Source organism: Rubritalea profundi (assembly GCF_002954445.1).
Taxonomy (GTDB): Bacteria; Verrucomicrobiota; Verrucomicrobiia; order Verrucomicrobiales; family Akkermansiaceae; genus Rubritalea; species Rubritalea profundi.
This window is the reverse complement of the sequence record NZ_MQWA01000001.1, coordinates 3,631,571-3,658,096: the sequence shown is the minus strand read 5'-3', so window position 1 is coordinate 3,658,096 and position 26,526 is coordinate 3,631,571. Positions and strand designations below refer to the sequence as shown.

The 26,526-nt window shown below is 48.3% G+C and carries 25 protein-coding genes and 1 pseudogene; 11 read left to right on the top strand and 15 right to left on the bottom strand.

The features are described 5' to 3' along the window. The first annotated feature begins 3 nt into the window (after window positions 1-3). The 4 genes from BSZ32_RS16045 to BSZ32_RS16025 all read left to right on the top strand — a co-directional run bounded on the left by BSZ32_RS16045 (window position 4) and on the right by BSZ32_RS16025 (window position 2,883). Window positions 4-393 carry a hypothetical protein gene (locus BSZ32_RS16045; protein WP_105044351.1) on the top strand — a complete coding sequence of 130 codons (390 nt, stop codon included), beginning with the start codon at window positions 4-6 and terminating at the stop codon, window positions 391-393. A 663-nt stretch (window positions 394-1,056) separates the two neighbouring features. Next, window positions 1,057-1,827, top strand: coding sequence for a hypothetical protein (locus tag BSZ32_RS16035; protein WP_105044349.1), 771 nt, complete (start codon window positions 1,057-1,059; stop codon window positions 1,825-1,827). A 33-nt stretch (window positions 1,828-1,860) separates the two neighbouring features. Then, entirely contained in the window at window positions 1,861-2,622 is a 762-nt protein-coding gene (locus BSZ32_RS16030; protein WP_105044348.1) for an exodeoxyribonuclease III, read from the top strand. Between the two features lie 24 nt (window positions 2,623-2,646). After that, window positions 2,647-2,883 (top strand): RNA recognition motif domain-containing protein, encoded by a 237-nt coding sequence (locus BSZ32_RS16025; RefSeq protein ID WP_105044347.1) that lies wholly within the window; start codon window positions 2,647-2,649, stop codon window positions 2,881-2,883. Window positions 2,884-3,151: 268 nt separating this feature from the next. Here the strand turns inward: BSZ32_RS16025 and rlmB are convergent, their stop codons facing one another. After that, a complete protein-coding gene (rlmB, locus tag BSZ32_RS16020) occupies window positions 3,152-3,727 on the bottom strand; it encodes a 23S rRNA (guanosine(2251)-2'-O)-methyltransferase RlmB (protein WP_105044346.1) in 576 nt (191 codons plus the stop codon). Window positions 3,728-3,821: 94 nt separating this feature from the next. Here rlmB and BSZ32_RS16015 point away from each other — a divergent pair, with 94 nt between their 5' ends. Next, window positions 3,822-4,196: a hypothetical protein gene (locus BSZ32_RS16015; protein ID WP_105044345.1), complete on the top strand. Its 375-nt coding sequence runs from the start codon at window positions 3,822-3,824 to the stop codon at window positions 4,194-4,196. 126 nt (window positions 4,197-4,322) lie between these two features. On the opposite strand, the gene infC is transcribed toward BSZ32_RS16015, so the two are convergent. From infC to BSZ32_RS16000, 3 genes are all read right to left on the bottom strand, one after another. Beyond that, window positions 4,323-4,949, bottom strand: coding sequence for a translation initiation factor IF-3 (gene infC, locus BSZ32_RS16010; protein ID WP_105044344.1), 627 nt, complete (start codon window positions 4,947-4,949; stop codon window positions 4,323-4,325). Between the two features lie 97 nt (window positions 4,950-5,046). After that, window positions 5,047-6,927, bottom strand: coding sequence for a threonine--tRNA ligase (gene thrS / locus BSZ32_RS16005; protein ID WP_105044343.1), 1,881 nt, complete (start codon window positions 6,925-6,927; stop codon window positions 5,047-5,049). 337 nt (window positions 6,928-7,264) lie between these two features. After that, complete coding sequence (locus tag BSZ32_RS16000; protein WP_105044342.1) at window positions 7,265-7,867, bottom strand: nitroreductase family protein; 603 nt, start codon at window positions 7,865-7,867, stop codon at window positions 7,265-7,267. A gap of 525 nt (window positions 7,868-8,392) precedes the next feature. Between BSZ32_RS16000 and lysS the strand changes: the two genes are divergently transcribed. Together lysS and BSZ32_RS15990 are read left to right on the top strand one after the other, a co-directional pair. Further along, window positions 8,393-9,865, top strand: coding sequence for a lysine--tRNA ligase (gene lysS, locus BSZ32_RS15995; RefSeq protein ID WP_105044341.1), 1,473 nt, complete (start codon window positions 8,393-8,395; stop codon window positions 9,863-9,865). Window positions 9,866-10,442: 577 nt separating this feature from the next. Beyond that, window positions 10,443-11,066 carry a pseudouridine synthase gene (locus BSZ32_RS15990; protein WP_206018886.1) on the top strand — a complete coding sequence of 208 codons (624 nt, stop codon included), beginning with the start codon at window positions 10,443-10,445 and terminating at the stop codon, window positions 11,064-11,066. A gap of 58 nt (window positions 11,067-11,124) precedes the next feature. Here BSZ32_RS15990 and BSZ32_RS15985 read toward each other — a convergent pair whose 3' ends face one another. Genes BSZ32_RS15985 through BSZ32_RS15950 form a run of 8 tightly spaced genes read right to left on the bottom strand, consistent with a single transcriptional unit; the run spans window position 11,125 to window position 15,758 of the window. Next, complete coding sequence (locus tag BSZ32_RS15985) at window positions 11,125-11,604, bottom strand: SRPBCC family protein (protein WP_105044339.1); 480 nt, start codon at window positions 11,602-11,604, stop codon at window positions 11,125-11,127. Continuing rightward, the gene (locus BSZ32_RS15980; RefSeq protein WP_105044338.1) at window positions 11,583-12,056 is read right to left on the bottom strand and encodes an SRPBCC family protein; all 474 of its coding nucleotides are present in this window, start codon (window positions 12,054-12,056) and stop codon (window positions 11,583-11,585) included. Before BSZ32_RS15980 ends, BSZ32_RS15985 begins: the two co-directional genes overlap by 22 nt. After that, complete coding sequence (locus BSZ32_RS15975; RefSeq protein WP_105044337.1) at window positions 12,056-12,961, bottom strand: TIGR01777 family oxidoreductase; 906 nt, start codon at window positions 12,959-12,961, stop codon at window positions 12,056-12,058. The genes BSZ32_RS15980 and BSZ32_RS15975 overlap by 1 nt, the downstream gene beginning before the upstream one ends. Then, window positions 12,958-13,866: an MBOAT family protein gene (locus tag BSZ32_RS15970; RefSeq protein ID WP_105044336.1), complete on the bottom strand. Its 909-nt coding sequence runs from the start codon at window positions 13,864-13,866 to the stop codon at window positions 12,958-12,960. Before BSZ32_RS15970 ends, BSZ32_RS15975 begins: the two co-directional genes overlap by 4 nt. Next, window positions 13,863-14,276 (bottom strand): hypothetical protein, encoded by a 414-nt coding sequence (locus tag BSZ32_RS15965; protein WP_105044335.1) that lies wholly within the window; start codon window positions 14,274-14,276, stop codon window positions 13,863-13,865. Before BSZ32_RS15965 ends, BSZ32_RS15970 begins: the two co-directional genes overlap by 4 nt. Window positions 14,277-14,294: 18 nt before the next feature. Next, complete coding sequence (locus tag BSZ32_RS15960; protein ID WP_105044334.1) at window positions 14,295-14,741, bottom strand: thiol-disulfide oxidoreductase DCC family protein; 447 nt, start codon at window positions 14,739-14,741, stop codon at window positions 14,295-14,297. Window positions 14,742-14,791: 50 nt separating this feature from the next. Then, window positions 14,792-15,175, bottom strand: coding sequence for a hypothetical protein (locus BSZ32_RS15955; RefSeq protein ID WP_105044333.1), 384 nt, complete (start codon window positions 15,173-15,175; stop codon window positions 14,792-14,794). 55 nt (window positions 15,176-15,230) lie between these two features. Then, window positions 15,231-15,758 (bottom strand): GbsR/MarR family transcriptional regulator, encoded by a 528-nt coding sequence (locus tag BSZ32_RS15950; protein WP_105044332.1) that lies wholly within the window; start codon window positions 15,756-15,758, stop codon window positions 15,231-15,233. Window positions 15,759-16,132: 374 nt separating this feature from the next. On the opposite strand from BSZ32_RS15950, the gene BSZ32_RS15945 reads away from it, so the two are divergent. The 4 genes and pseudogenes from BSZ32_RS15945 to BSZ32_RS15930 all read left to right on the top strand — a co-directional run bounded on the left by BSZ32_RS15945 (window position 16,133) and on the right by BSZ32_RS15930 (window position 21,110). After that, the gene (locus BSZ32_RS15945) at window positions 16,133-19,045 is read left to right on the top strand and encodes a PSD1 and planctomycete cytochrome C domain-containing protein (RefSeq protein WP_105044331.1); all 2,913 of its coding nucleotides are present in this window, start codon (window positions 16,133-16,135) and stop codon (window positions 19,043-19,045) included. A 7-nt stretch (window positions 19,046-19,052) separates the two neighbouring features. Next, window positions 19,053-20,512 (top strand): annotated as a pseudogene (locus BSZ32_RS20425) (DUF1501 domain-containing protein). A 79-nt stretch (window positions 20,513-20,591) separates the two neighbouring features. After that, window positions 20,592-20,849, top strand: coding sequence for a type II secretion system protein GspG (locus tag BSZ32_RS15935; RefSeq protein ID WP_276308442.1), 258 nt, complete (start codon window positions 20,592-20,594; stop codon window positions 20,847-20,849). Between the two features lie 69 nt (window positions 20,850-20,918). Further along, entirely contained in the window at window positions 20,919-21,110 is a 192-nt protein-coding gene (locus BSZ32_RS15930) for a hypothetical protein (RefSeq protein WP_105044329.1), read from the top strand. On the opposite strand, the gene BSZ32_RS15925 is transcribed toward BSZ32_RS15930, so the two are convergent. The 3 genes from BSZ32_RS15925 to BSZ32_RS19890 all read right to left on the bottom strand — a co-directional run bounded on the left by BSZ32_RS15925 (window position 21,107) and on the right by BSZ32_RS19890 (window position 26,363). Further along, entirely contained in the window at window positions 21,107-22,711 is a 1,605-nt protein-coding gene (locus tag BSZ32_RS15925) for a c-type cytochrome domain-containing protein (protein WP_105044328.1), read from the bottom strand. The genes BSZ32_RS15930 and BSZ32_RS15925 overlap by 4 nt on opposite strands. 156 nt (window positions 22,712-22,867) lie before the next feature. Then, entirely contained in the window at window positions 22,868-25,939 is a 3,072-nt protein-coding gene (locus BSZ32_RS15920; protein ID WP_240610663.1) for a DEAD/DEAH box helicase, read from the bottom strand. Beyond that, on the bottom strand, window positions 25,890-26,363 hold the full coding sequence (locus BSZ32_RS19890) for a hypothetical protein (protein ID WP_240610662.1): 474 nt from the start codon (window positions 26,361-26,363) through the stop codon (window positions 25,890-25,892). Before BSZ32_RS19890 ends, BSZ32_RS15920 begins: the two co-directional genes overlap by 50 nt. Window positions 26,364-26,526 lie beyond the last annotated feature (163 nt).

The window sequence follows — 26,526 nt, the reverse complement described above, 5'->3', positions numbered from 1 at the left end:
AACATGACCTACTCAGAACTCGATAAAGTAAGCGCACGTGTAGGTGGTATGGTGAGCCTCATCGACATGCTCACGCAGATCACTCGCGCTATGCATTGTCCGCTGGTACGATCCTTAGCTGATCGACCGAAAGGCCCTGACTCACTCTATGACTTCTTCGCCGATGGCCCAGGAGACCCACCAGTAGGTTACTACCTCTACATCAATGAGCAGACTGACCCAGCCCTCGCAGCCTACGACACTATCAACCTCGTCTATGGCTACTGTGCGGGTGTCCAAGCTGGCGAAGCCTACACCTTCCCATTCATCAAATGCGCCGACAGACGCTACGCCCTCATCAAAGTGAAAGAGTACACACGGCACATTCACTCCCCCACTCAATCGAGTGCATAAAGTCACGTAAGGCTTAGCCTCTATACGTGATACGCGACCTAATTCCTAATTCTAAATTAGAGCGTAGCGAATACCCCGCTTCATCAGTCTAGCCCAATGACCGCCCGCAGGGCTCGTTTCATCATCCCCGTTTCATCAACCCAAGCTCTGAAAACTGAACACTGAAAACTCTCAGTCTCCGCCGCAGGCGACCATCATTCTTGATAATACACCAACGAATAACATCGTTTAACATTCTATCAGTTAGTCGGATAATTTTAATCGACATGTGAGCTTAGCGGGTCTGTTTGTCAGTTCTGTCTGAACTCGAACTCCACACCCACAGAAGCACGCCCAAACTTCTCAATTCGAACCTTCGCCACACTCTCCTGTTTATTGAACTTATCCACCACCCGCCTTGCCCGAAGATCTTTCTGCACTCTATCACACCTCAAGCCAGTAGACTCCCTCACCACCTTACCACCAGCCTCATGATCAACCCACTTAACCCACCACACATTTCCCCTTTTATACAAACTAGCCATATTTTCTTAAAAAATTGTATTCATCAACAGCAAGATACCTTAAACACCTTGTGCGTAGCTGAGCCTAAGCTATCAAACTTACCCAAACTCTAGCGAGCCAACCCAAGCTCTATCAAGTAAAAACAAACTTCCGCAAACTTTGGCGAACCATCCTAAAGACGACTCACTCGTCGCTCGTATTCTCCGTCAGAAACCACCACTATTTTGGTGGTTTCTTGTCAACGCCTCGGCATTTTGTCTCGCGGTCTGGAGTTGGGTATTCTTTCTCGAAGTCTTCGGCAACCCCCACTTACCGCAAAATTATGCTTTGCTAGAGAAAATGGGCCGCCATCAAAAACCAAAAGCGTTCGACTCCCTCAACGCACCCAAAGGTGACACACTCAGTCCACGCTCCCTTTATAAAAAGTACTACAATCTCAACCCTGAAGACATTAGCTTACTCAATAGAGAGCTCAAACGCGTCTACGTGGGTAACCTCAAGGACGCCACCTACAACACCTACCTTCAAGGTCATTACCGAGTCTTGAAGACCCGCACACTCGGCCCCGATGACTTCATCTCCGATGGCATAGCGATCCAGACCCAAGCACTGGTCCAGCCCGATGCCTTCCACCCCCCCACTCCCTATCTCGTATTAGTCGAATGGATCCTCCCCGGAGCACCAAGCTCGGCAACACAGTCTTACCAGCTCGGTGACGTGTTAGAACTCAACAAAAACCCCTATTTCCCATCGATCCTTCACGCTGTACGTGTGCCGCGCCCAGGCGATGAGCCACTCATTTCTCTCAGCTGTGTGCCACTCGTGTATGACTCCAAAGTTACCCCCACACGAGGAACGCCATTTTCCATCACTCCACCTGAGCGACTCAACCTCAATGGTAGGTTTCCTATTTTCACGAAGATAAAATAATCTTCGAAACGTCCTAACAATATAATTTAAATTTTGAAAACACTCATTTCATGGAACGTCAATGGCATCCGCGCAGTCCTCAAAAAAGGATTTGCCGAATGGTTCGCGGAGATCAAACCCGACATCCTGTGCCTGCAAGAAACCAAGGCTCGTCCAGAACAAGTTGATCTCCCACTTGAGTTCGCAGGTTACCATCAATATTGGAACTCAGCTGAGAAGCCCGGTTACTCCGGCACACTCATTCTAACCAAAGAAAAGCCGTTGAGCGTGGTCAACGGAATCGGCATCGATGAGCACGACACCGAAGGGCGCGTCATCACCGCCGAGTACGAGGACTTTTTCTTCGTCACAGTCTACACACCCAATGCGAAGAGCGAACTCGCACGACTAGACTACCGCATCGAGTGGGATCGCGATTTCCTCGCCTACTGCAAGGAGCTAGAAAAAACCAAGCCCGTCATCTTCTGCGGTGACCTCAATGTCGCGCACAATGAGATCGATCTAGCTAGGCCAAAGAACAACCGCAAGAGCGCAGGATTCAGCGATCAAGAGCGCGCTAACTTTGACAACATCCTAGCAGCAGGTTTCACCGACACCTTCCGCCACTTTTACCCCGACACCGAAGCCGCCTATTCTTGGTGGAGTTATCGTGCTGGAGCGCGCGGTAAAAACGTGGGTTGGAGACTCGACTATTTCTGTACCTCAGCCGCACTCACCCCTAGACTGGAATCAGCCAGTATCCTTGCCGACGTAATAGGCTCCGACCACTGCCCAGTCACACTCACCCTCTCCTAATTCAACTCCATACAATTATAAACTATGAAAATTCTCGTTAGAAATCTCGCTCGCACCTCCAAGGAAAAAGAACTCTACGTTCTATTCGCAGCCTTCGGCTCAGTCACAGAATGCACCCTCGTCTTAGACAAAGAGACGGGTGAATCAAAAGGCTTTGGCTTCATTGAAATGCCAAAGACAGATGAAGCTCTGGCTGCTATCAAAAAGCTCAACCAATCAGAATTTGGAAAGAGCAAAATCCGTGTGAAGTCATCTGAATAAAGGCCGACTCTCCAAAAAAAATCTATGGCCAACAATGTTTCATTGTTGGCCATTCTTTTACTTATACCATTTGAATAGTTAGAGTGGATCAATAGCGAAACAAGATGGTGAGATTAGCGAGGCGGAAGGAGGACGCATAGCGAGCTATGCAACTGACGACTAACGAAGCTAATCTTGCTAAATTGTTTCGCCCTCTCAAAATCAGCTTCGCTGCAACTACAAAGAATCAGAACACTTCTATTGATCCAGTATAACTGTGAAGATGGTATTACAAGCCTCGTTGGCGGACCGCCTCGTAGAGACAAACACCTGTGGCGACTGAAACGTTGAGACAATCAACTTTCCCAGCCATCGGAATTCCGATCAGTAGGTCGCAATTTTCTTCGGTAAGGCGTCTGAGACCTGGACCTTCAGCTCCCATCACAAGACCGACAGGACCTTTGAAGTCCATGTCATAAAGTGTTTGTGTGGCTTTATCACTAGTGCCTATTAGCCAGATTCCATGCTCTTTTTGCAGCTTTTTCATAGTGCGTGAAAGATTTGTGACGCGTATGAAAGGCACGCTCGCTGCAGCACCTACTGCGATTCTCTGAACAGTCTCAGTGAGACCTACAGATTTATCTTTGGGAGCAATCACCGCATCCACTCCTGCTCCATCGGCTGTACGCAGGATCGCGCCTAGATTGTGCGGGTCGGTGACACAGTCGAGAACGAGCACGAAAGGCTTATCACTCTTGCTAAGGATAGTATCTATGGCGTCCTCGCCTAAGGCTAGTCCACCACCACCTTTGCCTCGTACGTGCTTGTTGTCACGGGCTGTTCCATCAAATCCTTGTTTGCGCATTCCCTTGCCTTATAGCAAAGCCCACCAGCGGGCAAGCCCATCTCTGTAGAAAGCTCAGAGTTGATAGATTCTCTATCTGAGGTAATCTCCCTCCATGGCCATCCCTGTTTTCATCAAGCTTCTTCCAAAGCTCCTACCTGCGGCAAAGCTCGCCTATGACCACCGCGACAAAGCGGTCACTCTCTACAAGAATATTCAAACTTGGCGGAGTAAAGAGCAAATTCAAGAACCGCTCACAATCGACATCAATCCCGCACTCACCACTGAGGAGCAGCTTCAAGAACTGCGTGACATGATCGCTCGCCGTGATGACATCATTACTGAGCAGTCAGAAATACTAGCCAAATTAGCCAACGATCTCAGCGAGATCAGCACCCTCACCGACCGACTCCGCAAACGCTCCCAATGGCTCATGCGCAGCATCTACCTAACACTAATCATCATGCTCATCCGCTGGTTTTTCTTCTAACCGAGAGATTCCACTACGCAATGGCTTGATAAACACTCCATGTGCCTATATCGCTATTCGTATAAAAAACGGCTAACACGCATTTGCGTATTAGCCGTTGAAATTTCTTATAGAAACCGCTGAGGGCTAGACCTCTTTTGCCTCTTCGGGCGCGTCCTTCTCATCAAACTCAGCGTTCTCGATGTCTTCAGTGTCTTCGAAGTCATCTTCATCGATAAGCTCACCGTGCACCATCTGGAACTTACGCTTACGCTGTTCTTTAGGAAGTGGTGAGAGAAGCATAGTAACCGCACGACCAGCAAGACGAGGCTTCTGGTCAAGGTTTGCCATGCCTGTCATGTCACCAGCAACACGCTGGAGAACAACAAAACCGAGGTCCTTGTGTGCGTTTTCACGGCCACGAAACTGAAGCTGGACTTTAACCTTGTTACCTTCCTCGAGGAAATTCTCGATGCGTGAACATTTGAGGTTATAGTCGTGCTCTTCTGTGCGTACACGGAATTTCACTTCCTTCAGCTTAGTCGTAGTCTTAGGATTGCTCTTCTTCAACTTTGCCTGCTCGTACTTGTATTTGCCATAGTCACAAACCTTACAGACTGGTGGGTCTGCTTTGGATGCGATCTCCACGAGGTCGAGACCGATGCTTTTTGCTTTCGTTACTGCTTCACGAGCACTCATCACACCGATGAGTTCTCCTTTGTCAGTCACAACACGTACTTTGGGAGCACGAATGTACTCATTCACACGCGTCATATCACGACGACGATTCTTATATGGCTTCTTTGGCTTTGCTATTGTTTTATCCTCCTATTGGTATTGAAAATTTGAGACCTGTGTTGCGCCTACTCGTTTAGAGTGAGCGACTACTAATCTCAGTGTGTAAATCTTTGATAAATTCATCGAGTGGTCGAGCACCCAAATCCATGCGATCTCTGTGGCGTACAGAAACAGTGTTAGACTCTGCTTCTTGCGCGCCAATGACCAGCATATAAGGTACTCTGTCTAGTCTTGCAAGACGAATCTTAGCTCCTAATTTCTCAGAAGCACGATCCACGCTGACGCGAGCGCCGATATCAGTCAATTTCTTGGCTGCGGCTTCAGCATGTTCGATGTATTTATCTGAAATTGGCAACACGCGCACCTGCTCAGGCGCAAGCCATGTTGGGAACTTCCCTTCGAAGTGCTCAATCAGTAGACCGACAAAGCGTTCGAGCGATCCGAATGGCGCACGGTGGATCATCACTGGGCGGTGACGACCATTGTCGGAGCCAACGTAAGTGAGGTCAAAACGCTCAGGCAGATTGAAATCGAGCTGGACAGTACCAAGCTGCCAGTCGCGACCAATCACATCTTTAACCACGAAGTCGATCTTCGGGCCATAGAATGCTGCTTCTCCGAGCTCGACAGTGAAATCAACCCCAAGGTTTTCAGCTGCTAGTCTGAGGGAAGCTTCCGCTTTATCCCAAACCTCACGGGTACCGACATACTTGTCGGAATCTGGATCTGAGAAAGAAAGTCGTACTCGGTAATCTTCCATACCTAATGTGCTGAGGACCTTCTTCACGAGGTCTAGGCAGCTGGCGATCTCGTCATCGACTTGATCAGGAGTACAGAAAATGTGAGCGTCATCTTGAGTAAATCCACGGACTCGCGTCATGCCACCGAGCTCTCCAGATTGCTCCCAACGGTAAACGGTACCAAACTCAGCAAGACGCACTGGAAGGTCACGATAACTGTGCGGGTCGCTGTCAAAAATCTTGATGTGATGTGGGCAGTTCATCGGCTTGAGCATGTAGCCCTCGATCTCACCAGTGGAAAGACCATTGGTTAGGACTGAACAGCTCGCCTCTTCTTCGGAAAGCTTCTCAAGCGCGTCACGATCAGGGATCGCAGGAAATTGGCTATCAGAATAGAACGGGAAGTGACCAGAGGTACGGTAGAGGCTGAGCTTGCCAATGTGTGGAGTGTACACCTGGCTGTAGCCCTGCGCGTCAAGTTGCTCAGTGATGAAGTCCTGAAGCGAACGACGCACAAGTGCGCCCTTTGGCTTCCAGAGGATAAGTCCCTGCCCTACTGCGTCATCGATAGTAAAAAGCCCGAGTTCTTTGCCGAGACGGCGGTGGTCGCGCTTCTTAGCTTCTTCTAACTTCTCTAAGTGGTCAGTGAGCTCAGTCTTATTTTTAAAACAAGTACCGTAGACGCGCTGGAGGCTCTCTTTGTCCTTATCACCTTTGTAGAAGGCCGAAGCCACACTCATTACCTTGAATGCCTTACAGTTGCCTGTACGTCCTACGTGTGGACCCGCACAGAGGTCCCAAAAATCATTATTCTTAAAGATCGAAATCTCTTCACCCTCAGGGATGCTAGCGAGCAGGTCAGTCTTAAATTTGCTCTCCACTTCGCGCTCGGCAATAGCACCGAGACGACCACTCTTAGCGAGTTGCAGTGCTGCATCGCGAGTCACAACTTCCCTCTCAAACTTTGAATTCTCTTTCACTACCTTTTTCATCTCCGCCTCAATTTTTGCGAAATCGTCTGGAGTGATGCGGTGCTTGAGTTCCATGTCGTAGTAGAACCCATTGTCAACTGGAGGCCCGCCTGCAAGCTGGGCATCTGGCCAGATACGCATGATCGCCGTCGCCAACACATGGGCACAGGAGTGACGCAAACGTTCCAAGTCACTCATCTGGTGACGCTCCTCAAGCGATTTTCTCTCTTTGATATCTGACATTACACAGCTTTGAAAGCAGTCTGAGCCACTTTTTGCAACTCAAATCGGCTATAAATACAGCCATTTATAACGGGAAATAGGGAACTCTAGCTTTATAGAGAGAAACTCCAGCCCTTAGATTCTCTTTAAATTGTCCAAGGCTCTAGAATATCGAAAGTCCATCCTCATCGCGTGGTCGCGATTTTCATAGTAAAGAATAGGACTCGTATTCCCGCATACTCACAAAGCCACTAGGCTTTGCTAATAAAACTTTCGATCTTACGGCTTTCGACACTCCGCGACTAGGTCAAAGCACAGAACATCAAAGCCGCTATGAGTCCATAAAAATGGTGAACGCCTAGAATTGATCATAGATAAGCACCTTCTCGTCTGGCAATCTAGGACCTCGAGCCCATGCCGCTTTGATTTGCTCCCCAACTGGAATCATAAATCCTAACATCATGCCTTCAGGTAGGTTGACGAGTTTTGAGACAGCGTCTTTATCAAACCCAATCATAGGACAGGAATCGTAACCTAGCTCACGTGCGGCAAGCATAAGAGTCATCCCAGCAAGCGCTGTCGAGCGGTTTGCCTCGTCACGGATGAGCTCATCATTGCCCTCATAGAATGGCTTAATCATTGGCCCCAGAATATTCTGCACTTCCTCTGGTGCGTGGCCCCAGTATTCTTCTGGATTTGCATCGTAAGCATTGAGGTCAGCGCACATAATAAAGAGGACACTAGCATCTGTGACATGAGCTTGATCCCAAGCAGCTGCACGAATCTTCTTTCGGAGTTCTTTATCACGCACCACCAACAAGCGGTAATTTTGCATATTAAAGGAGGACGGCGCTAGCTTAGTTAACCGGATAAGTTCCGCTAGATCCTCTTTAGGCATCACACGCTCTGGATTGAAATGTTTGGTGGATCGGCGAGTTTCAATATTTTCCTTGGTATTCATGATTCTTAATCGATTGAGAGGCCCGCCGACTACAATAGTCGAAACGAGCAACACACTCTACGCTTCAGTCTTAGCAAAGTGCAAGAATCGAGATAGAAAATCTGAATAACGACTCAGCTATCTCTATTAGATCAAATAATAGATCCCTATAATGAATTTGACATAATATGATCTCACATGATTTTTGTATATTTTAGGCGATTGATCTATCGCCAGTCAATAGGAGCACACTTTAGGCTGGAATGCCATTCTGCATATGGCTTCGTTCTTCTTTGTTAACGGATAGGATCAGCTCAGTCATCACGCCTAACTTTGCTTGAAATTCTTACCATCACCAACAACGCTAGTTGCCGGGGTCCCTTAGATTCCATGGCCATTCTCAGATAAATTTCCATTTTGACGCTAATAATAAACGAGTCAGCAGCGCTTACGGTCCAGTGACTCCTGTCGTACCGTTAAACAGCCATTCCAAGCCCTTGAATTGTGGCTTGCTAATCAACCATTCCACCGTAGTCTCCGCCGCCTATGAGCGAGCAGAACACGCAGCCACAATCCACCGAAGCAGAACTCATTGCAGTTCGCACCGAGAAACTAGCCAAACTCCGCGAGTTGGGAATCGATCCCTACGGAGCAAAATTTGAAGTCACCACTACTCCTGGTGAGCTCAAAGCTACTTTCGAGAACGAGAAACCGGTGACTCTTGCTGGGCGTCTTCTCGCTATACGCGACATGGGGAAATCTGTGTTCGCCACCATCGGTGACGTGCACGGCCGCATTCAGATCTACCTCAATAAAAAAGGTGTCTCTGAAACAGACTGGGCAGCATGGAAGCTCATGGACATGGGCGACTGGGTTGGTGTTGAGGGCGAGACCTTCACCACTGGCAAAGGCGAGCCATCTGTTCAGGTAGCTAAGCTCACTGTACTTTCTAAAGCACTCCGACCAATGCCTGACAAATGGCACGGTGTGAGTGACCGCGAGACAAAGTACCGCAAGCGTCACCTCGACCTCATGTCAAACCAGAGCAGCGCTGATCTCTTCATCAAGCGTTCAAAAATGGTTGCTGAGATCCGCAATTTCCTACAAGATCGTGACTTCCTCGAAGTAGAGACACCAATGCTCCACGGCGTGGCTGGTGGTGCTGCGGCAAAGCCATTCGATACGCACCACAATGCGCTCGATATGCCGCTCACGCTTCGTGTTGCTCCTGAGCTTCACCTCAAGCGCCTCCTCTGTGGCGGCTTCACCAAGATTTTCGAACTCAACCGTAACTTCCGTAACGAGGGAATCTCCCGTCGCCACAACCCAGAGTTCACCATGCTCGAAGCTTACTGGGCATTCTCAGACTTCGAACAAATGGCTGACCTCGTGGAGGAAATGACCTGTCACCTTGCAGAGAAATTCTGTGGTGGCCTTCAGATTGAGCACAAGGACGAGAATGGCGAACACGTTCGCACCATCGACCTTTCCCGCCCATGGGCGCGCACACCGTACCACGACCTCATCAAGAATGTCGCTGGTGATGACTGGTTCGACCTCACTAACGAGCAACGCGTGACTAAATGCGACGCACTCGGCGTGCAAGTCTCCCCAGAGATGGAAGACTACGAAGTATCTCAGCAGGTGTTCGAGAAGCTCGTTGAAGAACACACCTTCAATCCATGTTTCGTCACTCACGTAGCCCGCGAGCTCGTGCCACTTGCTAAACTCAACACAGAGAACCCAAAGGTGATCGACGTGTACGAGCTTATCATCAACGGCCAAGAGATCTCACCAGGTTACTCTGAGCTCAACGACCCAATCCAGCAACTCGAACGTTTCGAGTCACAAGCAGGTGGCGAGACTCAGAACATTGACCACGACTTCGTAGAAACAATGGAATCAGGGATGCCACCAGCAGGCGGCATCGGCATCGGAATAGATCGCCTCATCATGATGCTCACAGGCGCCCCTACCATCCGCGACGTCGTCCTCTTCCCACAGCTTAAGAAAAAGTAGGCAGTGGCTGGCATTTAAAGATTTCCAATCCTCACAGTCCTAACCGACTGTGAGGATTTTTTCTAACGGCACTTAGAAGAGCGTTTCCAGCCTCTTTGCTCCACCTGGCTTGGGACATGTACCCACCACAAATCTTCCCTACTTGATGAAACTTACCCTCCGCGAAAAAAACGAAAGACGCTAAAGGGCCTACTTGATGAAACAGCTCTACCACGAATCCACACAGATCTCACGAATGAGGACAAGCAAGTAAAAATGCACCTATGTTCTGACCGTACCAAATCTTGTTCATTCTTAATTATTAATTCTTAATTGGAGCACAGTGACTTCTCCCACAGATTCATGCAGATTTTCCCAGCATGATGAAACAATTCTACCGTGAAGAAACGTGACTTCAGCAAAGGAACCCCTAATGGCTCTAGCTTATAAAGTTTCGCCAACGGCGAACATCATACCAGCCTAGGCCAAGGCGCAGCCGCATGCCTAGGTTTACCCAAGAAAATGTTAGTTGGCTGAAAGCCAACCTAAGTGAATTATCGACTAGATTTTGAAGTTTACGGATTCCCTGAATCCATTTATGCATAATTTAATGGCTCGTAAAAAACAACTCTTGGATAGATCCTCGATCAATTCAAAAAGAATATTAGCTCTCAATAAGCCCAAGGGGTATGTGGTCACTCGCTCTGACGAGCTTGGCAGAAAAACGGTCTATGACCTTTTGCCCGATTGGGGGTTTCGTGACGGGTGGATGCCTGTCGGTCGCCTTGACCTAGAGTCTAAGGGGCTTTTATTGTTCACAACCAACGGCAAATACGGCGACGTGCTTACCACACCAGGTAATTGCATTAAGACATACGAGATCTGGGTCAGGGGCCACGTAACAGACGAACATATTGCAGCAGCTCTGAAAGGCGTGAAAAGCTCAGGAGATCTTCTGAAAGCTATTCGCCTTGAGAAAAAAGGCACTGGTGGAGCTAAAACGAAACTCAGGATAGAAATCGATGAGGGCAAGAATCGGCATATTCGCCGGCTTTTCGGGGCACTGAAAGACCCCAAATTTGGAACCCCATTGAAAGTCCTAGAGCTGAAACGAGTCGGTATTGGTAATTTCAAACCCAACCTCGACACCAACCTCGAAAGCGGCAAGTGGCGTTACCTCTCACTAGAGGAAGAGAAAAGACTCATGAACAGAATTATCTAGCAAGACGGACTCCATGAACCCTCGAACAAATTGCGCGTCTATTACATTTGATTCAATACTAGAAAGTTGCGGGTGTTTTTTCACAATAATTTTTAAGCCCATTTAGCCTTTGAGCTACTTCACGTGAAAGGACGGAGTGCGCTATAGGTGTTAGAAACCTCGCATACCATCTTAACCGAAATGCGTATTTGTAGCAAACTGTCGATCCGACATTCTGAGTTTCGTGTCGGATTGAAGCGCTAAAGCTTCCGAAAAGTAAGGATCTGTTGACCATCTTCACTGCAGCCACTCGATCCGGTTTATATGTCAGGTAGACAGCTTCTATTGGAAAGAGCTTCATCCAGCCTTTACCTAGACAGCGGGTGACGACTCCAGTTCCCGCAGAGAACTGGCCGCTAATGATAGCAGCGCTAGAAAGCATCGTGTCCCACTTCAAACGCATAGCATAGTCGTACACTGTCTTGAACACTTCAGATGCGGGCACTCGTATCGTGCAACTCTGTACGCCAGTCTGGATCATAGCAGATACTTTCCCCATTCGTCAGACTCTGCGATTGCTTTGAGGTGGGCATTTTTCATTTTGATGAACCGACGCAGGTAACGCGTGAGGAAAACCTGCTCCGCCAATTTCCCAAAGACACCACAAGGAGCTTCATAACAGAAGTTGTCACGCATCAGAGTTCCCTCCTCCGTTTGCTCAAAAGAATGCACATGCCGCAATCTCTTGAAAGCACCTCTTAGCATCGTGTCTTCAAACATAATTGGATACTTGAATGCTGTAATCTCACTCTCCAGTTGCTGACGCACACCAAAGTGGCGCGCTTCCCAAGTCACCGTTTCACCGAGCCCAATCAGACCAGAACGACGTCCAGCTACGACCTTCTCGTCAGTTCCCTTGGTCCCGTCCATGTGAAGATCGATACTGCGTGCCAGATCAAACACCCGCTCAAGGGGGGCATTTATGTGGGTATCTAGTAAAATAGTACTCATTATTTATCACTCCATTCTATCAAATCAGGATCTTCAAACTGAAACCCTTCAGCTAACAAACGAGTTGGAATAACCCAGCGACTTTTGAGAACCAGTTCGGTTTCTGTGCGCATGAAGAATGTACCAATTTCTAACATCCACACGGTGGCTGGTAGACCGATTCGCATTCCAACACTGTCACGCACGCAGCGCATGAGGTTTGCATTGGTGACGGGATTCGGAGCACTGACATTGTAGGTTCCCGTGGCTGCATCATTCTCAGCCAGCCACTCAACGGCTCGGGCGAAATCTAGATCTGAAATCCAGCTCACCCTTTGCTTACCACTCCCCATCTTGCCACCCAGCCCTAGTCGAGCCAGACGCTGAAGCACCGTCCACACAGTCTCGGGCTCATCGGCCATCACCACCGCTGAACGAATAGCTATTTTTCGGACGCTGTTGAGGTCATCCTCAAAAAATGCCTTTTCCCAAGCTTTTGCTACATTGACTGAGAACCCAGCTCCGATCTCGCCATCAAAGTCACCTTGTGGGCGATCTTCTGCATGTCGATAGATCGTAGCGGTACTTGAGTTGATCCAAACCTTCGGTGGATTCTCACATTCAGCCACAGCTTCACCTAACAACTGGGTGGTTTTCACACGTGAGTCGAGAACAGCCTGGCGATTCTCCTCGCCGTAGCGGCAATTGACAGATCTTCCTGCTAGATTGACCAACACGTCGACCCATTCAAGTGCTTCCGTCCAGACTCCCAGAGTTTTGCCGTCCCATTCGACGTAGTCGACACCCTCGACGACTCCTCGTTGATTTCTAGCAATTCCTATCACGTTCCATTTTTTCTGAAGAAAGTAGCGTGAGATGACTCGACCTAGGAAGCCATTGGCTCCCGCTATCACTATTGTTTTCATAAGTTTAGTAAATTGAACACATCACGTGCGGGTAGAATCACAGCTTCAACAAAAACTGTGGGGAAAAGAAAATTGAGACCAAGGACGAGGCTAGCTCCGCAAAGAATCGCACTCACGAAGCTCTCACGTTTTTCTAGAGTGGTGAGGACGCCTTGAACTAGGAAGAAGCATGTGGGCAATCCATAGCCAGCCTGCACAGGCACGGTGATGGCTAGTTCGTGGAGTATGCCAGAAACTATAAAGACACAGAATAAAGCAATTTTCGCACCAAACATTTGCTGAATCGGACGCTTCACTGCGCGAACCATCAACTGACTGTACGCTAGGTTCCACCTCTTCCCCCAGAAGTCTTCAAAGCCACGAGTGAGGAAAGGATTTCTAAAGAGAGTTCTTACAGGGAAGCCCTGAAATCTCCAAAATGCAGTGAGCAGACGCAATGCGCCGAAGTGAAAGCCAATACTCATAGCAATGAATAAAGGAATCAACATGGTGACTTCGTAGATGCTCATAAGGAAAACGAGTGCTCCACCAGTGAGGCTGCAAGCGCCTCCCCAAAGAGCATGAGTCTTCCATTGAATACTGCGCCTTTTACCAGTCCAGGCCATCGGCTCCATCCCAAACCATAGCGTGGCGAAGCACAGCCAACGCCCCCATGGAAGAATCTCACCACCGCGCCTTCTCCACTCGCTGTATACAATCCACTTCATCCCCGCCATCAGCATGCAACAGAGTAAGACCATGCGTAGGAGTGGAGGTTGGTCAATACTGGCAAAATGCATCACAGCGTAGGCCGCCAGAGTTACCAGCCATACCAGCACTCTCCCAACTACGAGACGATCAAAGATAAGCTTCGCTAGGACGATAAGCAGCATTCCTAGCAACAAAGCGACGATGCATGCGTTCATAGAAGGTTCCTCCAAAGTGCCATTCCATAGATGGTGGTTAGACCAATAAAGAGCATGACGAGTAAACCTTCAGCTAAGTAGTTGAATTTGGTCTGTGGAATACAACTGCGATCAAAACAACAGAACTGAAGAATGATACGAACACCCCACCAAATTGTCATCAGTGCACAGAGCGCCGTGCTGAGGAAACCACCAGCTAACATTTCATTCGTGGCAAAGGTAGAAATTAACCCGAAGAACAAATGCATGCCTAGGATGTATCCAGCGTAGGTCAGGAAGAGCTGGCGGGTGAGCTTGTTTGCCGTCCCTATTGCTTCCTTCCAATTGAGGCATTTTGGGATAAATACTGAACCAGCGACTAAGCATAATTGTCCAATTCCGGCTAATTTAACTAAGGTTTCTAACATCATCTGGTTTTGGTTTGAAATTTATTTCAGGTCACAACTGCCGTCGCTACACTGATCTTTCTGTTTTTCGAGATCTCTCTTCAACTTACTATCGTCGGTGAGCAACCTTGAAATCACGTAACGACTGCTGGCAATGAGTGGGTAGATCTTCCGGGCTAAGGGAAGGAACAATGGCTTGCGCAACTTCATCGCCAACCCTCGATACTCACGGCATGCCCAGAGGCAAATCACAGTCGCTTCAGCACCTTGATAGATTTTTCCAGTGTCAGCGCGAACCACCATCGCCTTTTCTGGCTGGTACTTGGCGAGGTCAGGAAAGCGCTCTCTAGCTGCCTCAGATGCGTAGCTTAAAAACTCCACACCTATCAGATGTTCTTGTTGCTCTAGCCAATTCTTGAAACGACCACACATGGCACAGCTCCCATCATAGTAGATTTCTATAGAACGCATTTCCTGATTGATTGTCATTATCGTATTTTCAGTTATTTTAGAAAGTTGAATTCAAATAAAAACAGCTCTTACTGCGGCACCACTGGTGGGTAGCCTGGACCTTGAGGAGCTCTTCCTTTCTTACGCATCTTATCAAAATTATACATATTGAAGAAGTGCATACCGCCGAGGACAAGCATGACGAATCCGAGCTTCATGGCGCAGAATTCAATAGCAGTCACCACATCTTCCACTCTTTCACCCCATTTAAGGAAAAGAAGAATGAAGCCAATATTGATAAGGTAAAAACCCACGACTAGCAGATGATTGACAGCGTCAGCGCGCTCCTCATCACCACGAAATGCTTCTAGCAAAAACACCCGACCATTTTTATGCAATGTCTTTGCGACCCATATGGTGAGCGCGACACTCACGAGGGAATACACAGCATACACGACTATTTGATTGTTCATTGTTTTGTTTTCTATTGTTTAGTCAGCCCATCACCACTATGGGTTAAAAGTTGTTTTAGGGAGCCACTCCTAGCAGCTTAGCTACCATTTTTAGCGCTGGGCCATACTTCAGACGGCTGATCTTGCCGCCCGCATTGCTGGCGAGTTGGGCGAACTCCTCGAGCTCTTTCATCTGATTGTGAAACGCTTTCCCTTCAGGTGTTGTTTCATTTTCTGTGTCCTCAGCGCATTCCTGCAGTAGGTTCAATGCGGGATCGATCTCTCGGCGTTGGCGTTCTTTCAAAACCAAAGTGAACATCTTCCAGACATCCTTCTCCGCCTCAAAGAACTCTTTGCGTTCTCCTTTTTTTACAATAATACGAATCAACCCCCAGCCCACTAAATCTTTAAGGTTTGTGTGTGCGTTGCCGCGGCTGATCACTAGATCCTCCATCACTTCGTCTGTGCTCATCGGCTCTGGACTCACCATCAAAAGCGCGTGCACCTGCGCCATCGTTCTACTAATCCCCCAGCTTGATCCCAGTGCTCCCCACTGGGCAATAAAGGCATCTTTTGATTCTTTGAATTTCTCTCCCTCGTTCACACTTTCAGTAAATACTGAAAGTTCAGTATATTTACAAGTGCTAATTTAAAAATAATAACCTCACCTACTGAGCCGTCTTTTGAGCCCTGAAGTGAGCGGGTCTGAGTCCATTGTGTTTTTGAAGAAGCTAGAGAAGTAATGTTCATCTTAGAAACTGAGGCGCTGAGTTATTTCATACATGCTCTTTTTGTTCTTTCAGTAACTCTGTAAGTAACAGCTGCATCACCAGTTCCATACGATCGAAATGTATCCATGCAAAGCCAAACATGGATTCGTGATGCATTTAAGCCACACCTCAACACCCTCTAAATACAATTTTATGCAGGAAGTATATTCACCAAAAAAATATATTCACACGATAGACATGGCATATTATGGAGTATAGTAATCTACACAGAAGCACGATTCCAAACTGTATAACATTTCCAAACCTGACCATTTTATCCACAATCATAGCGACTAGCCTGCTACAGGCTGAGGCGGGTAGTAAAGTTTCGTTCAATAAGGATGTTCGCCCCATCTTCATCAACAAGTGCACCAAGTGCCATGGCGGAGCGAAGGCTGATGGCGATTTATCTTTAATATACAGGTCGGAAGTTCTCGGCATTGGGAAGTCAGGAAAGACCATCATTGTGCCAGGAAAGCCCGCCGAGTCTGAGCTCTACAGACGTATCATCACTGATGACCTCGATGATAAAATGCCCTTGCAACAAGGTGATCACGCTGACGAACCGCTCAGTAAAAAACAAACGGATACAATCAAGCGCTGGATTGAACAAGGAGCTCAATGGGAAGAGCATTGGGCCTATATTCCTCCAGCTCAAGCGGCTCTCCCAAAATTGAGCCACAAAGATTGGCCGTTATTGGAAATGGATCGCTACGTGCTGGCTAGCATTGAAAAGGAAAAACTCTCTCCTAGTAAAAGTGCCGGAAAAGCTCAATGGTTACGCCGAGTCAGCCTCGACCTCATCGGTCTACCGCCAAGCCCAAAGGAACTCGACAATTTTCTTGCTGACGACAGCTCAGAATCCTTCGAAAAACAAGTCGACCGGCTTCTTTCCTCTCCACGATTTGGTGAGCGCTGGGCATCCATATGGATGGATCTGGCCCGCTACGCCGACACGATGGGCTACGAGAAAGACCCGCATCGCAACATCTGGCCATACCGCGATTATTTAATAAATTCATTCAATGCGGACAAGCCATACAACCAGTTTCTACAAGAACAACTCGCTGGAGATCTCTTTAAGAATCCAAGCTCTGAGCAGCTAATCGCTACCGCTTTCCATCGCAACACACAAACTAACACCGAAGGGGGTACTGATGATGAAGAATACCGCGTGCTATCTACCATTGACCGAGTGAACACAACTTGGACTGCAGCCCAGGGCCTTACCTTCGGCTGTATTCAGTGCCACGATCACCCATATGAGCCGATTCCACACGCTGATTACTACCGTTTCAGCGCATTCTTTAACTCGACCGCGGATGTGGATATAGATAACGAATTCCCCCTCTTCAAGGTTTCTGACAACAAAGAGGAAAGAGAAAAAACGGTTCTAATCTTCAACCAGATTAGACCTCTCCAAACAGCACTCAACCAGTACGGAAAGAAGTGGATCACAGCTGACACTAGCTGGGCGCATCTAAACTTCACCACCACCAATACCACCCATGGAAAATTGGCCAGCTACCCAGATGGCCAACTACGCGCTTCAGGAACGCTTGCGATAAGGACCCGCTTCGACCTCGTGGCGCAGCCGCAAGACTTTACAGCTCTCAGAGTCAGCATTATTCCTGAGACTGAGAACCCTGCCGAACTGCCCGAACGCGCCTCTGTACTATCCCAACTCATTCTAAATATCGTAAAACCAGACGGAAGTAAGCAGCCTATAAAAATAGCACACGTCTTTGCCGATTCTATAGTTGGTCCTCATGACCCGAATAGTTCGATCAATGATAAAAGAGACGGATTCGGCGGCTACCCTAAACTTTTTAATAAGCGACAAGCGGTCTTCGTGCCTACCGAGCCAGTAACTTTAGCTGCGGACGAATCACTAGAAGTTACTATTCAGCACAAAGCCAGCACAACTGGTAGTCAGGCCTGCACACTTCGCCGCTTCTCGATCGAGAGCTCTCAGTCGCAGGAATGGACTAAAATTATTTCCAACAAAAGCTTCGAGCTATCAAAGACTGCTCTAGCCAAGGCGCTGCAAGAGTATAAAGAAATCAAGGGGCTCAACATCCCTATCATCCAGCAACGACCAGAGGATGCACACCGTGAAACCCGTTTATTCATTGGTGGCCTATGGCTCAACAAGGGCGAAATCCACACAGAAGGAGTCCCACAACTGCTCAACCCAGCAGGCAAAAAGGTAACCAACCGCCTAGAGATGGCTCAGTGGATTTCGTCTGAGAAAAACCCACTCACTGCCCGCGTGATGGTAAACCGCCTCTTCTCCGAACTCTTTGGTCGTGGCATTGTTCAGACCTTAGGCGACTTTGGATCGACCGGAACCAAGCCAACTAATTTACCCTTATTAGACCACCTCGCGATTGAATTCCAGACCACACAAAAATGGTCTATCAAGCAGGCGCTTCGTAACATGATGCTCTCCTCCACTTACCGGCAAGACCACAATGCCTCAGCTGAGCTCGCTGAAAAAGACCCCCACAACATCCATCTAGCTCGCGGACCACGCACCCGCCTCAGCGCCGAGATGATCCGCGACAACGCCCTCGTCACCTCTGGCCTTATGACAACGTCTCTCGGTGGAGCGTCAGTCATGCCGCCACAACCAGACGGAATATGGCAGAGCGTCTACAGTGGAGCCAAGTGGAAGACCTCTGAGGGAGCAAATCGCTATCGCCGCGCGCTCTACACCTACTGGAAACGCACTAGCCCGTACCCTTCCATGCTCACATTTGACACCCCCTCACGTGACCTTTGCTCAGCGCAGCGCATCACAACTAACACCCCACTGCACGCACTGATCACTCTCAACGATCCCGTTTTTCTAGAATGCTCGCAGGCATTTGCCAAACGCATGGCCGATGAAGCCGGCACTGACCTAGAAGCGCGCATCAAATATGGCTACCTGCTCAGCACCCAACAAACAGCTAGCAGCGACACCGTTACAATACTCAAGCAACTTCATGCCGATTTCCTTGAAGACTTCATTGCCTCTCCAGAAAAATCCCAAAAAGTTGGTAAATCTCCAGAAGACGCCGCCCTCACCGTCATCGCAAACACCCTTCTTAATCTAGACGCTGCAATCACCAAGTAAGACACCTATGAACGTTTTCCAACAACTCCAGCACGATAAGCTGCTGCATCAATCGCGTCGGCAATTTCTCTCAAAGTGTGTTGCTGGCGTGGGCTCAGCCTGGCTCTCATCACTCGCAAACCAAGCTATCGGCGCTGGCAGCAGCGATATTCACAGCTCTATTTCACACATTGCCCCAAAGGCCAAACGGGTGATCTTCCTCCACATGGCTGGTGCTCCATCGCAACTTGAACTATTCGATTACAAACCCGAGCTTGCTAAATACGACGGTAAACCAACCCCAGAAGAATACCTTGCGGGTCAACGTTTCGCCTTCATTCAAGGCGTGCCTAAGTTGATGAACTCCATCTACCCATTCCACCAAGCTGGCGAATCTGGCCAGTGGATTTCCGACCGCCTGCCGTGGTTTGAAAAAGTTATCGATGAAGTGTGTTTCATCAAATCGATGCACACCAACCAGTTCAACCACGCTCCCGCTCAATTACTTCTCCACACTGGCAATGCCAACCTAGGAAACCCATCGATAGGGTCTTGGGTCACCTATGGATTAGGCAACGAGAACGACAACCTTCCTGGCTACATCTCATTAGTATCTGGCGGTAAAGCTCCTTCAGCGGGCAAGTTCGTCTGGGGATCAGGCTTCCTGCCATCGGTCTACCAAGGCGTGCAATGTCGCTCCAAGGGCGATCCCGTTCTCTACCTTTCTAACCCTGATGGGATCTCTCGGGACATGCGCAAAAATGCGGTCGATGCAATTACTAAGATCAACCAACAAGCGTACAATGAATCACACGACCCAGAAACACTCACTCGTATTTCCCAATACGAAATGGCATTCCGCATGCAGATTCATGCCAATGAAGCCTTTGACCTAAAGGACGAACCTGAGCACATTCACGAGCTCTACGGCACTGCGCCAGGCAAAGAATCATTTGCCAACAATTGCCTACTAGCACGCCGCCTAGCTGAGCGCGGTGTCCGCTACATCCAACTCTTTGACTGGGCTGGGACTCACACGGCACGGGTAAAAGTACCGCTCTCAATGATGGGTTCAAAGATAAGTGCGAAAACATCGACAAACCAATGTACGCACTGCTCACCGACCTCAAACAACGCGGCCTACTGGAGGACACCCTCATTGTATGGGGAGGAGAATTCGGGCGCACACCAATGCGCGAAAACCGCGGTGGTCAGGAAATGAAATTTATCGGCCGCGACCACAACCCTGGTGCCTCCACAATGTGGCTCGCGGGAGGCGGGGTTAAACCCGGATTTAGCCTCGGTGAAACCGACCCAATTGGTTACAAAGCGACGACTGACAGAGTGTCTACACAAGACCTTCAGGCGACTATCCTCCACTCGCTAGGACTCAAACACAACCACCTCACCTACCCTTTCCAAGGCTTGGATCAAACACTTCCAGGCGTCACAGAGCCAGCAAGAGTGGTGCACGAGATCTTTACATAGCCTAACAATTTTAGCGCATTTTCCTAGCGTAACGACATCGATTTCTCTATCAGAAGTCTATGTCGTTTTTTATAGCCGATTGAAGACTTGTGGCCTCGTAGTATTTCTGTGCGGCATACAGCAGTCTACTCAAGCAAGTATGCATAGGCCGGCAACTGACATCATGAGCTTCGAAGCTCACATTCTTCAATACAGGAACACAACCGGAAAGATCCCCAGTGAAAAAGCGGGTCTTCAAGCACTTGTCGAGAGACCTAAAGAACTCGGTGAGAGTAAAACTTGGAACAAGTCTCTCAATAGCATCCATTATGACCCATGGGGAAACCCCTACCAATAGGCCACCAGCGAGGACTTACCAAATGGCTACGGTATCTGCAGTAGGGGCCGAGATGGGAAATCCGTCAGCATGGGCAACGATCCCGATGATTGGAATTCTTGGTCAGAAGAGTCGCCTATCGCTGAACCAAAGTTCAAATCCTCGTGGCTATGGACTCAATCGTTATGGATCAGCATCGCTGTGGTGAGCGCACTGCTAGTAGGCATCTTGCTCGGCCGAGGCTTTTCAAAGTCTCAGCCGGCAACATACAATACCAACTAGTCGTTCATTGTAGTATCCATACCGAGGATTACCTGTGGGTGTTGCTTGTGGTCATGATCCTCATCAGAATCTGCACGCTTATGAAGAGCGTCTTGTAGCAACTTCGCGCCCTTCTCAGTCACCTTTGTATTCCACACATAGACTCTGTGAAGCTTCGGGTGATTGCTCAGCTTACTAAGTCCTTCATCGCACACCTGAGTTCCGTAGAGGTTGATCACCTCGAGCTCAGATAGCTCTGAGAGTGTTGCCAGAACAACATCGCTCACTTGAGTGCCATTTAATTTCACTTTCTTAAGTTTTGTGAACTGAGAGAGCTTGCTAGCTACTGCATCCGTTATCTGAGTAGAGGAGAGGTCCAACTCAACTACATCATTGAAGACTGAAGCGAGAATCTCGATGTCAGCGTCAGCAAATTTTGAACGGTAACTGACCGCAGAGAAGTTAAGCTCGGTATTTTGCTGGGAAACATACTTCAACGAGCCTGGGAACTTGTCATTCACAGCATCTAGAGCTATGGCTAGCTCGATACGTTTTTTATCATCCGCTTTTTTCTTTGCGGCTAGTTCTGCTTTTTTCGCAGCTTCTAATCGCACACGTTGAGCTGGTGTCAGCAATGTGGCTAGTGCCTTCTCAGTCACAGGAGTGATTTCCACCTCGCTACGTTTTGCCGACTCAGGTGCCCCGATTTTAACCCACCACTCGAGGATTTGTATCTCCTCAGCAGTCATTTGAGTTTTGCCTTCAGGTGGCATATGAAGATCATCATCTTCAGGCAAATGTAGGTAAGTAACCATCGAGGACTCCTTCAGGTCACCTGGCACAAGAGAGGCTGTTTCCTCGCCACCTTCGAGCATGAAAGCGTATGTATCGAGTCTGAGTGAGCTCTTTTGCTTATCCTCGCCGTGACAGCTGATGCATTTTGCTTCGAGGATTGGCTGAATGAATTGAGTGAATACAACTGGATCAGTATCTACAGGGGCATTCTGGAGCTCATCGCGCTTTGCTATGACTGTAGCAGGCAAAGAATCAATCGGGTCACCATGGCTGATCTCACCACCGTGGTGACCAGCGCACAGCATCATGAAGCCTGTGGCTCCGAGCGAAGAAAAGTACACTCCCTTGAATGCTTTGCCAGTCAACTTCACGTCTGCCGTGTATTTGATCACAAAGGCAAGTAATAAGAATAGACTAAAGAGAATGCCGTCACGCTTGTGTTCCAGAACGAGCACGCTTTCTGGGTACTCTCCAGTAAGATACAGACAATAGCCAAACACTGCCGCAAACACCCCTGTTGATGCTGCAAAAAACAAACCTAAGGTGGTATTTGGTCGATACTTCCCACGCGTCATCAAACCTGCAGCTTCCATCAAGAAAACCAACGACAAAGCTCCAATTGGTAAATGTAAAAAGAGTGGGTGAAATTTACCTAGAAAGTTAATCCATAGCCCAACTATCGTGGCGGTCTTTTCATTCGCCATTCCGATCTCACCCAATAATGGCATCAGTGCCACTAAAGCAATACTGACCACCGCAAAAATCATTGCGGGTATATAGAGTTTCTTGTAAAGCTGGGAATTAAAATCAGTTTTCTCTGTGTTCATAATTGCTTTCGTATACTTAAGTAATAATATTATAGATCAATCAAATTTCAAATTTTCATTGAAATCCGCACTTAAACTTGAAGTGTGCTCATTACAAAAAAGCCCGCAACTATTTTACTAGTACGGGCTTTTGAGAGTGTGTTGTAGACAACTAATTTATTGCTCGTCTTCAATACCGAACATGTCTCCACCATGGTTGAGAATAAACTGAAGGTCATCGACACCGAGAGTACTAGCGAAGCCTTCGTCACCGAGGACGTTGGTTACAAGAGCTGTCTTCTGGTGCTGAAGAATACGAATTTTCTCTTCCACTGTATTTCGGGTGAGTAGTCGGTAAGCTATCACTTTATTCTTCTGACCAATACGGTGAGTACGGTCAATCGCCTGATTTTCTACCGCTGGGTTCCACCATGGATCGTAAAGGATAACGTAGGACGCCGAGGTCAAGTTAAGACCAGCACCACCCGCTTTGAGTGAGAGCATGAATACAGATGCATCCTTGGTAGTCTGGAAACTTTCAATCACGCCCTTACGGTCTTTAGTTTGACCTGTGAGATAGTGGTATGGTCGGCTTTCGGTTTCGAGGCGAGCTTTGATGATATCAAGCATCGAAACGAACTGAGAGAACACGAGAACTTTGTGATTTTCCTCACGTAGCTGGTCGAGTATGTAGAAGAGCGCGATCATCTTCGCACTATCTTCCCTAAGGAACTTAGGATCTATCAATCCTGGGTGGCAACAAATCTGACGCAGACGCATGAGCCCCTGAAGGATTGCGAAGGAGTTCTTCTTCACAGCCTCATCAGAATCAAGACCAAGCAGAGCCTTTTGGATGCGCCTAAGCTCAGCCTTGTACATGTCTGACTGAATGCCCTCCATTACAGCGAAGACTTCTTCTTCAGTACGTGGTGGAAGATCTTTCGCAACCTGAAGCTTGGTACGGCGGAGAAGGAACGGTCGAAGTCTCGCGGCAAGCCGAGTCTGCGATGACGGATCCTTGCGCTTGTCAAAACGCTTCTTGAAGTAGGCTTTAGAACCTAGAACACCAGGCATAGCAAATGCCATCAGTGACCACATATCCATCAAGCGATTCTCAATAGGCGTACCTGTAAGAACAAGTCGGTTTACTGAGTTGAGCTCGCGAGCTGACTTTGCAGCCTTGGAGTCAGGGTTCTTGATCTGTTGACCTTCATCGAGAATGACTGTGAGCCATTTGATGTTGTTAAGATCTTCACCGCAAACACGAAGCTGTGCGTAGTTGAGAACTACAAGATCGAGGCGGTTCTGAGCTTCATCAATATCAAGGTCGTCACGAGTACGAAGTATTTTAACCTTCAACATCGGAGCAAACTTCTCGGCCTCTGTCGCCCAAACATCGAGAACTGACTTAGGACAGACAACCAGAGCTGGACGTTTTTCACCCCTCTCGAGTGCTTGCTGACGGAGCCAGAGAATGTAGGTAATCGACTGAATCGTTTTACCAAGACCCATATCATCCGCAAGAATACCACCGAAGCGGTTCGTTGAGAGATAAGTGAGGAAGCGGAAACCATCGATCTGATAAGGTCGGAGTGTCGCCTGGAGCTCATCTGGTACCGGTGTGTCGAGATTGACCTGGATCTCGTGTGCGGAATCCTTGATACGCTTCCATGCTTTGGGATCGAAGACATCTGCTGCCTTTGGGTCGGAAAGCTGGAGTGCGTGCATACGGTGAGTCTCTCCTGAAAGGTCGAATGGATCGAGGCCTAGACGAGTCACGGCTTCGCGCTGGTCATCGTCGAGCTTGATTTCAAGACGCATCCAACCACCATCTTCCATACGAACGTAGCCACCTCGAGCTGCAACAAGCTGACGAATCTGAATCTTAGTGAGGTTTACACCCTCAACGTCGATCACGATCTTAAGATCGAACCAATCGATGTCCTGATTGACTACTTCGAAGCGGATAGCCGCTGTGACTGGGTCAGCAAGAAGAGTTTTCAGCTTGAAGTCCATCTCCACCTGCATTGCCTCAGGAAGATTCTTTGCCCACTCGGCAAATTTCTCAGGGAAAAGTTTGGTGACGCGCGTCTTAAATTCTTCAAGCTTATCGTCGTAGGTGAGTCCCATTTCCTGGAGTAATCCCGGGACTGGATAAAGATCTTCACGAGCAAAGCGTAGGAGTTGCTTGCCCTTGACCGCCTTCTGTTCCACCAGATCCCAGCCATCTTTAACTAGTTTCTCGGTACGGCGATCTTTCTTCTCAAGTGCGAGTACGTTGATCACCAAGTGCTCAGTCTCAGCAGCCGTGAGTCCTTGCTCAATGTGCATTTCAAAACGCGGGAAGAGATCGAGATCCATCACACGCTTCTTCAATGATTCTGGGAGACGTGCTCCTATCTTACGAAGAAATTCCACACCCTCAAGTGAGTCGATCACTTGGATAGGGATCATATAGCGTGGCATCACGTCTGTGTCATCGAGCCAACGTGGCGGCCCAGGGAAGACGGTCTCATCGGATTGATAGAGTTCTTCACGACCTGGAAGTAGGCGGACTGAGTGTGAAACATTTTCACCGGATTGTGTCACTAACTGTAGCGCAAAACTATCTGGGTAATATGGATCATCTTCACAAACCCAGCTAAGGCGCTCGTTGACAACTTTGTAGAACTTCTCATCAAGGTTCACAATGTAGCCTTTGAGAGCTGGCTGGCGGAAAAGTCGGTTCATGAAGCGACATGCGGACTCGTCATCGAGATCCATCGATGTTGCTCCTTCTTTATTATAGAATGAGTAGAAGTGCTCCCAGATAATCTGACTCTGTGCATCCATGCGTAATGCTGAGGAGGAGAACAATGAAGCGACACGCTCGATGTCGTTCTTCTCGCGCAGAATGAGCCATGCTGACTTGTCTTCGTTGTACTCGACCCGTGCTTCGTTCATCGTACTGACGATGCGGAATTCGCACGGAAGAGGCTTCTCTTGAGGAGGACGCTCGTTGACGTCCTCGATACGCTCGTACCATTCGGACACTTCACGCTCTTTCTCCCAGTCCTTCATTTTCTTCTGCACTGCCTCAAGGTCAGTTACAGAATTCATGAAATCTGGAAATGGCAGACGCTTCTTGAAAAATGCATAGGCGAGATAGTTCCAGAATTCTAGAATGTCTCCCGGTGGCATCGGCCAAAGCTCTAATGGATCATAAGTGACAATCTCCCATCGTGTTGAGTCGCACCATGTCGTGATCATGAATTTCTCCTTCGATCACATAACGGCGGTAGCGCTTCTCTACCTTAGTCACGAAGTCAGCTTCTTTATCGTCAAGCTCGCGGTCGAGCTTCTCTTCGATAAGGTCAATCACTGGAGTATCGTCGAACTCGTTAGGGCTCTCGGGTAGATCTTCTCCACGGTGCATACGCTCCATCATGGTGGCGTAAAGACACGCCCCAGCAATGGTTTCATCTTCGGCAGTACAGCTACCGAACCAACGATTGCCTTGTAGTCGAAGACTCGTACGGAATGTGCCCGTCTTGTCTTCTACCCTTCCTTGGATGAAAAGGTGGTTACCAAAAATTTGAGTTACGGCTCCCTCTTGCTGAAGGTCATCGCCACGGGTTCTTGCTTCTTCTGGGAAGCTATTTAGAAAATTGAGTGTTGCTCTATCCGGATTCATGTGGATGTGAGATTGTTGAATCTATGCATTGATGTGCCCATTTTAGTAGGGCGCAAAAAAGATCGAGAATATGTTGGGGTGCCTCATATTCTGCGATCAGTGGAACGCGACTTTACAAACGAATACCTACTTCGTGCAAGAAAAAGCGTCCTTTAAATAGTCT

Excerpts from the sequence above, each read along its gene's own strand:
- BSZ32_RS16045 (WP_105044351.1), top strand. The coding sequence starts at position 4 with ATGACCTACTCAGAACTCGATAAAGTAAGCGCACGTGTAGGTGGTATG.
- BSZ32_RS16025 (WP_105044347.1), top strand. The coding sequence starts at position 2,647 with ATGAAAATTCTCGTTAGAAATCTCGCTCGCACCTCCAAGGAAAAAGAA.
- rlmB (WP_105044346.1), bottom strand. The coding sequence starts at position 3,727 with ATGCGCAAACAAGGATTTGATGGAACAGCCCGTGACAACAAGCACGTA.
- BSZ32_RS16015 (WP_105044345.1), top strand. The coding sequence starts at position 3,822 with ATGGCCATCCCTGTTTTCATCAAGCTTCTTCCAAAGCTCCTACCTGCG.
- infC (WP_105044344.1), bottom strand. The coding sequence starts at position 4,949 with ATGACGCGTGTGAATGAGTACATTCGTGCTCCCAAAGTACGTGTTGTG.
- thrS (WP_105044343.1), bottom strand. The coding sequence starts at position 6,927 with ATGTCAGATATCAAAGAGAGAAAATCGCTTGAGGAGCGTCACCAGATG.
- BSZ32_RS16000 (WP_105044342.1), bottom strand. The coding sequence starts at position 7,867 with ATGAATACCAAGGAAAATATTGAAACTCGCCGATCCACCAAACATTTC.
- lysS (WP_105044341.1), top strand. The coding sequence starts at position 8,393 with ATGAGCGAGCAGAACACGCAGCCACAATCCACCGAAGCAGAACTCATT.
- BSZ32_RS15990 (WP_206018886.1), top strand. The coding sequence starts at position 10,443 with ATGCATAATTTAATGGCTCGTAAAAAACAACTCTTGGATAGATCCTCG.
- BSZ32_RS15985 (WP_105044339.1), bottom strand. The coding sequence starts at position 11,604 with ATGGGGAAAGTATCTGCTATGATCCAGACTGGCGTACAGAGTTGCACG.
- BSZ32_RS15980 (WP_105044338.1), bottom strand. The coding sequence starts at position 12,056 with ATGAGTACTATTTTACTAGATACCCACATAAATGCCCCCCTTGAGCGG.
- BSZ32_RS15975 (WP_105044337.1), bottom strand. The coding sequence starts at position 12,961 with ATGAAAACAATAGTGATAGCGGGAGCCAATGGCTTCCTAGGTCGAGTC.
- BSZ32_RS15970 (WP_105044336.1), bottom strand. The coding sequence starts at position 13,866 with ATGAACGCATGCATCGTCGCTTTGTTGCTAGGAATGCTGCTTATCGTC.
- BSZ32_RS15965 (WP_105044335.1), bottom strand. The coding sequence starts at position 14,276 with ATGATGTTAGAAACCTTAGTTAAATTAGCCGGAATTGGACAATTATGC.
- BSZ32_RS15960 (WP_105044334.1), bottom strand. The coding sequence starts at position 14,741 with ATGACAATCAATCAGGAAATGCGTTCTATAGAAATCTACTATGATGGG.
- BSZ32_RS15955 (WP_105044333.1), bottom strand. The coding sequence starts at position 15,175 with ATGAACAATCAAATAGTCGTGTATGCTGTGTATTCCCTCGTGAGTGTC.
- BSZ32_RS15945 (WP_105044331.1), top strand. The coding sequence starts at position 16,133 with ATGGAGTATAGTAATCTACACAGAAGCACGATTCCAAACTGTATAACA.
- BSZ32_RS15930 (WP_105044329.1), top strand. The coding sequence starts at position 20,919 with ATGGGCAACGATCCCGATGATTGGAATTCTTGGTCAGAAGAGTCGCCT.
- BSZ32_RS15925 (WP_105044328.1), bottom strand. The coding sequence starts at position 22,711 with ATGAACACAGAGAAAACTGATTTTAATTCCCAGCTTTACAAGAAACTC.
- BSZ32_RS15920 (WP_240610663.1), bottom strand. The coding sequence starts at position 25,939 with ATGATCACGACATGGTGCGACTCAACACGATGGGAGATTGTCACTTAT.
- BSZ32_RS19890 (WP_240610662.1), bottom strand. The coding sequence starts at position 26,363 with ATGAATCCGGATAGAGCAACACTCAATTTTCTAAATAGCTTCCCAGAA.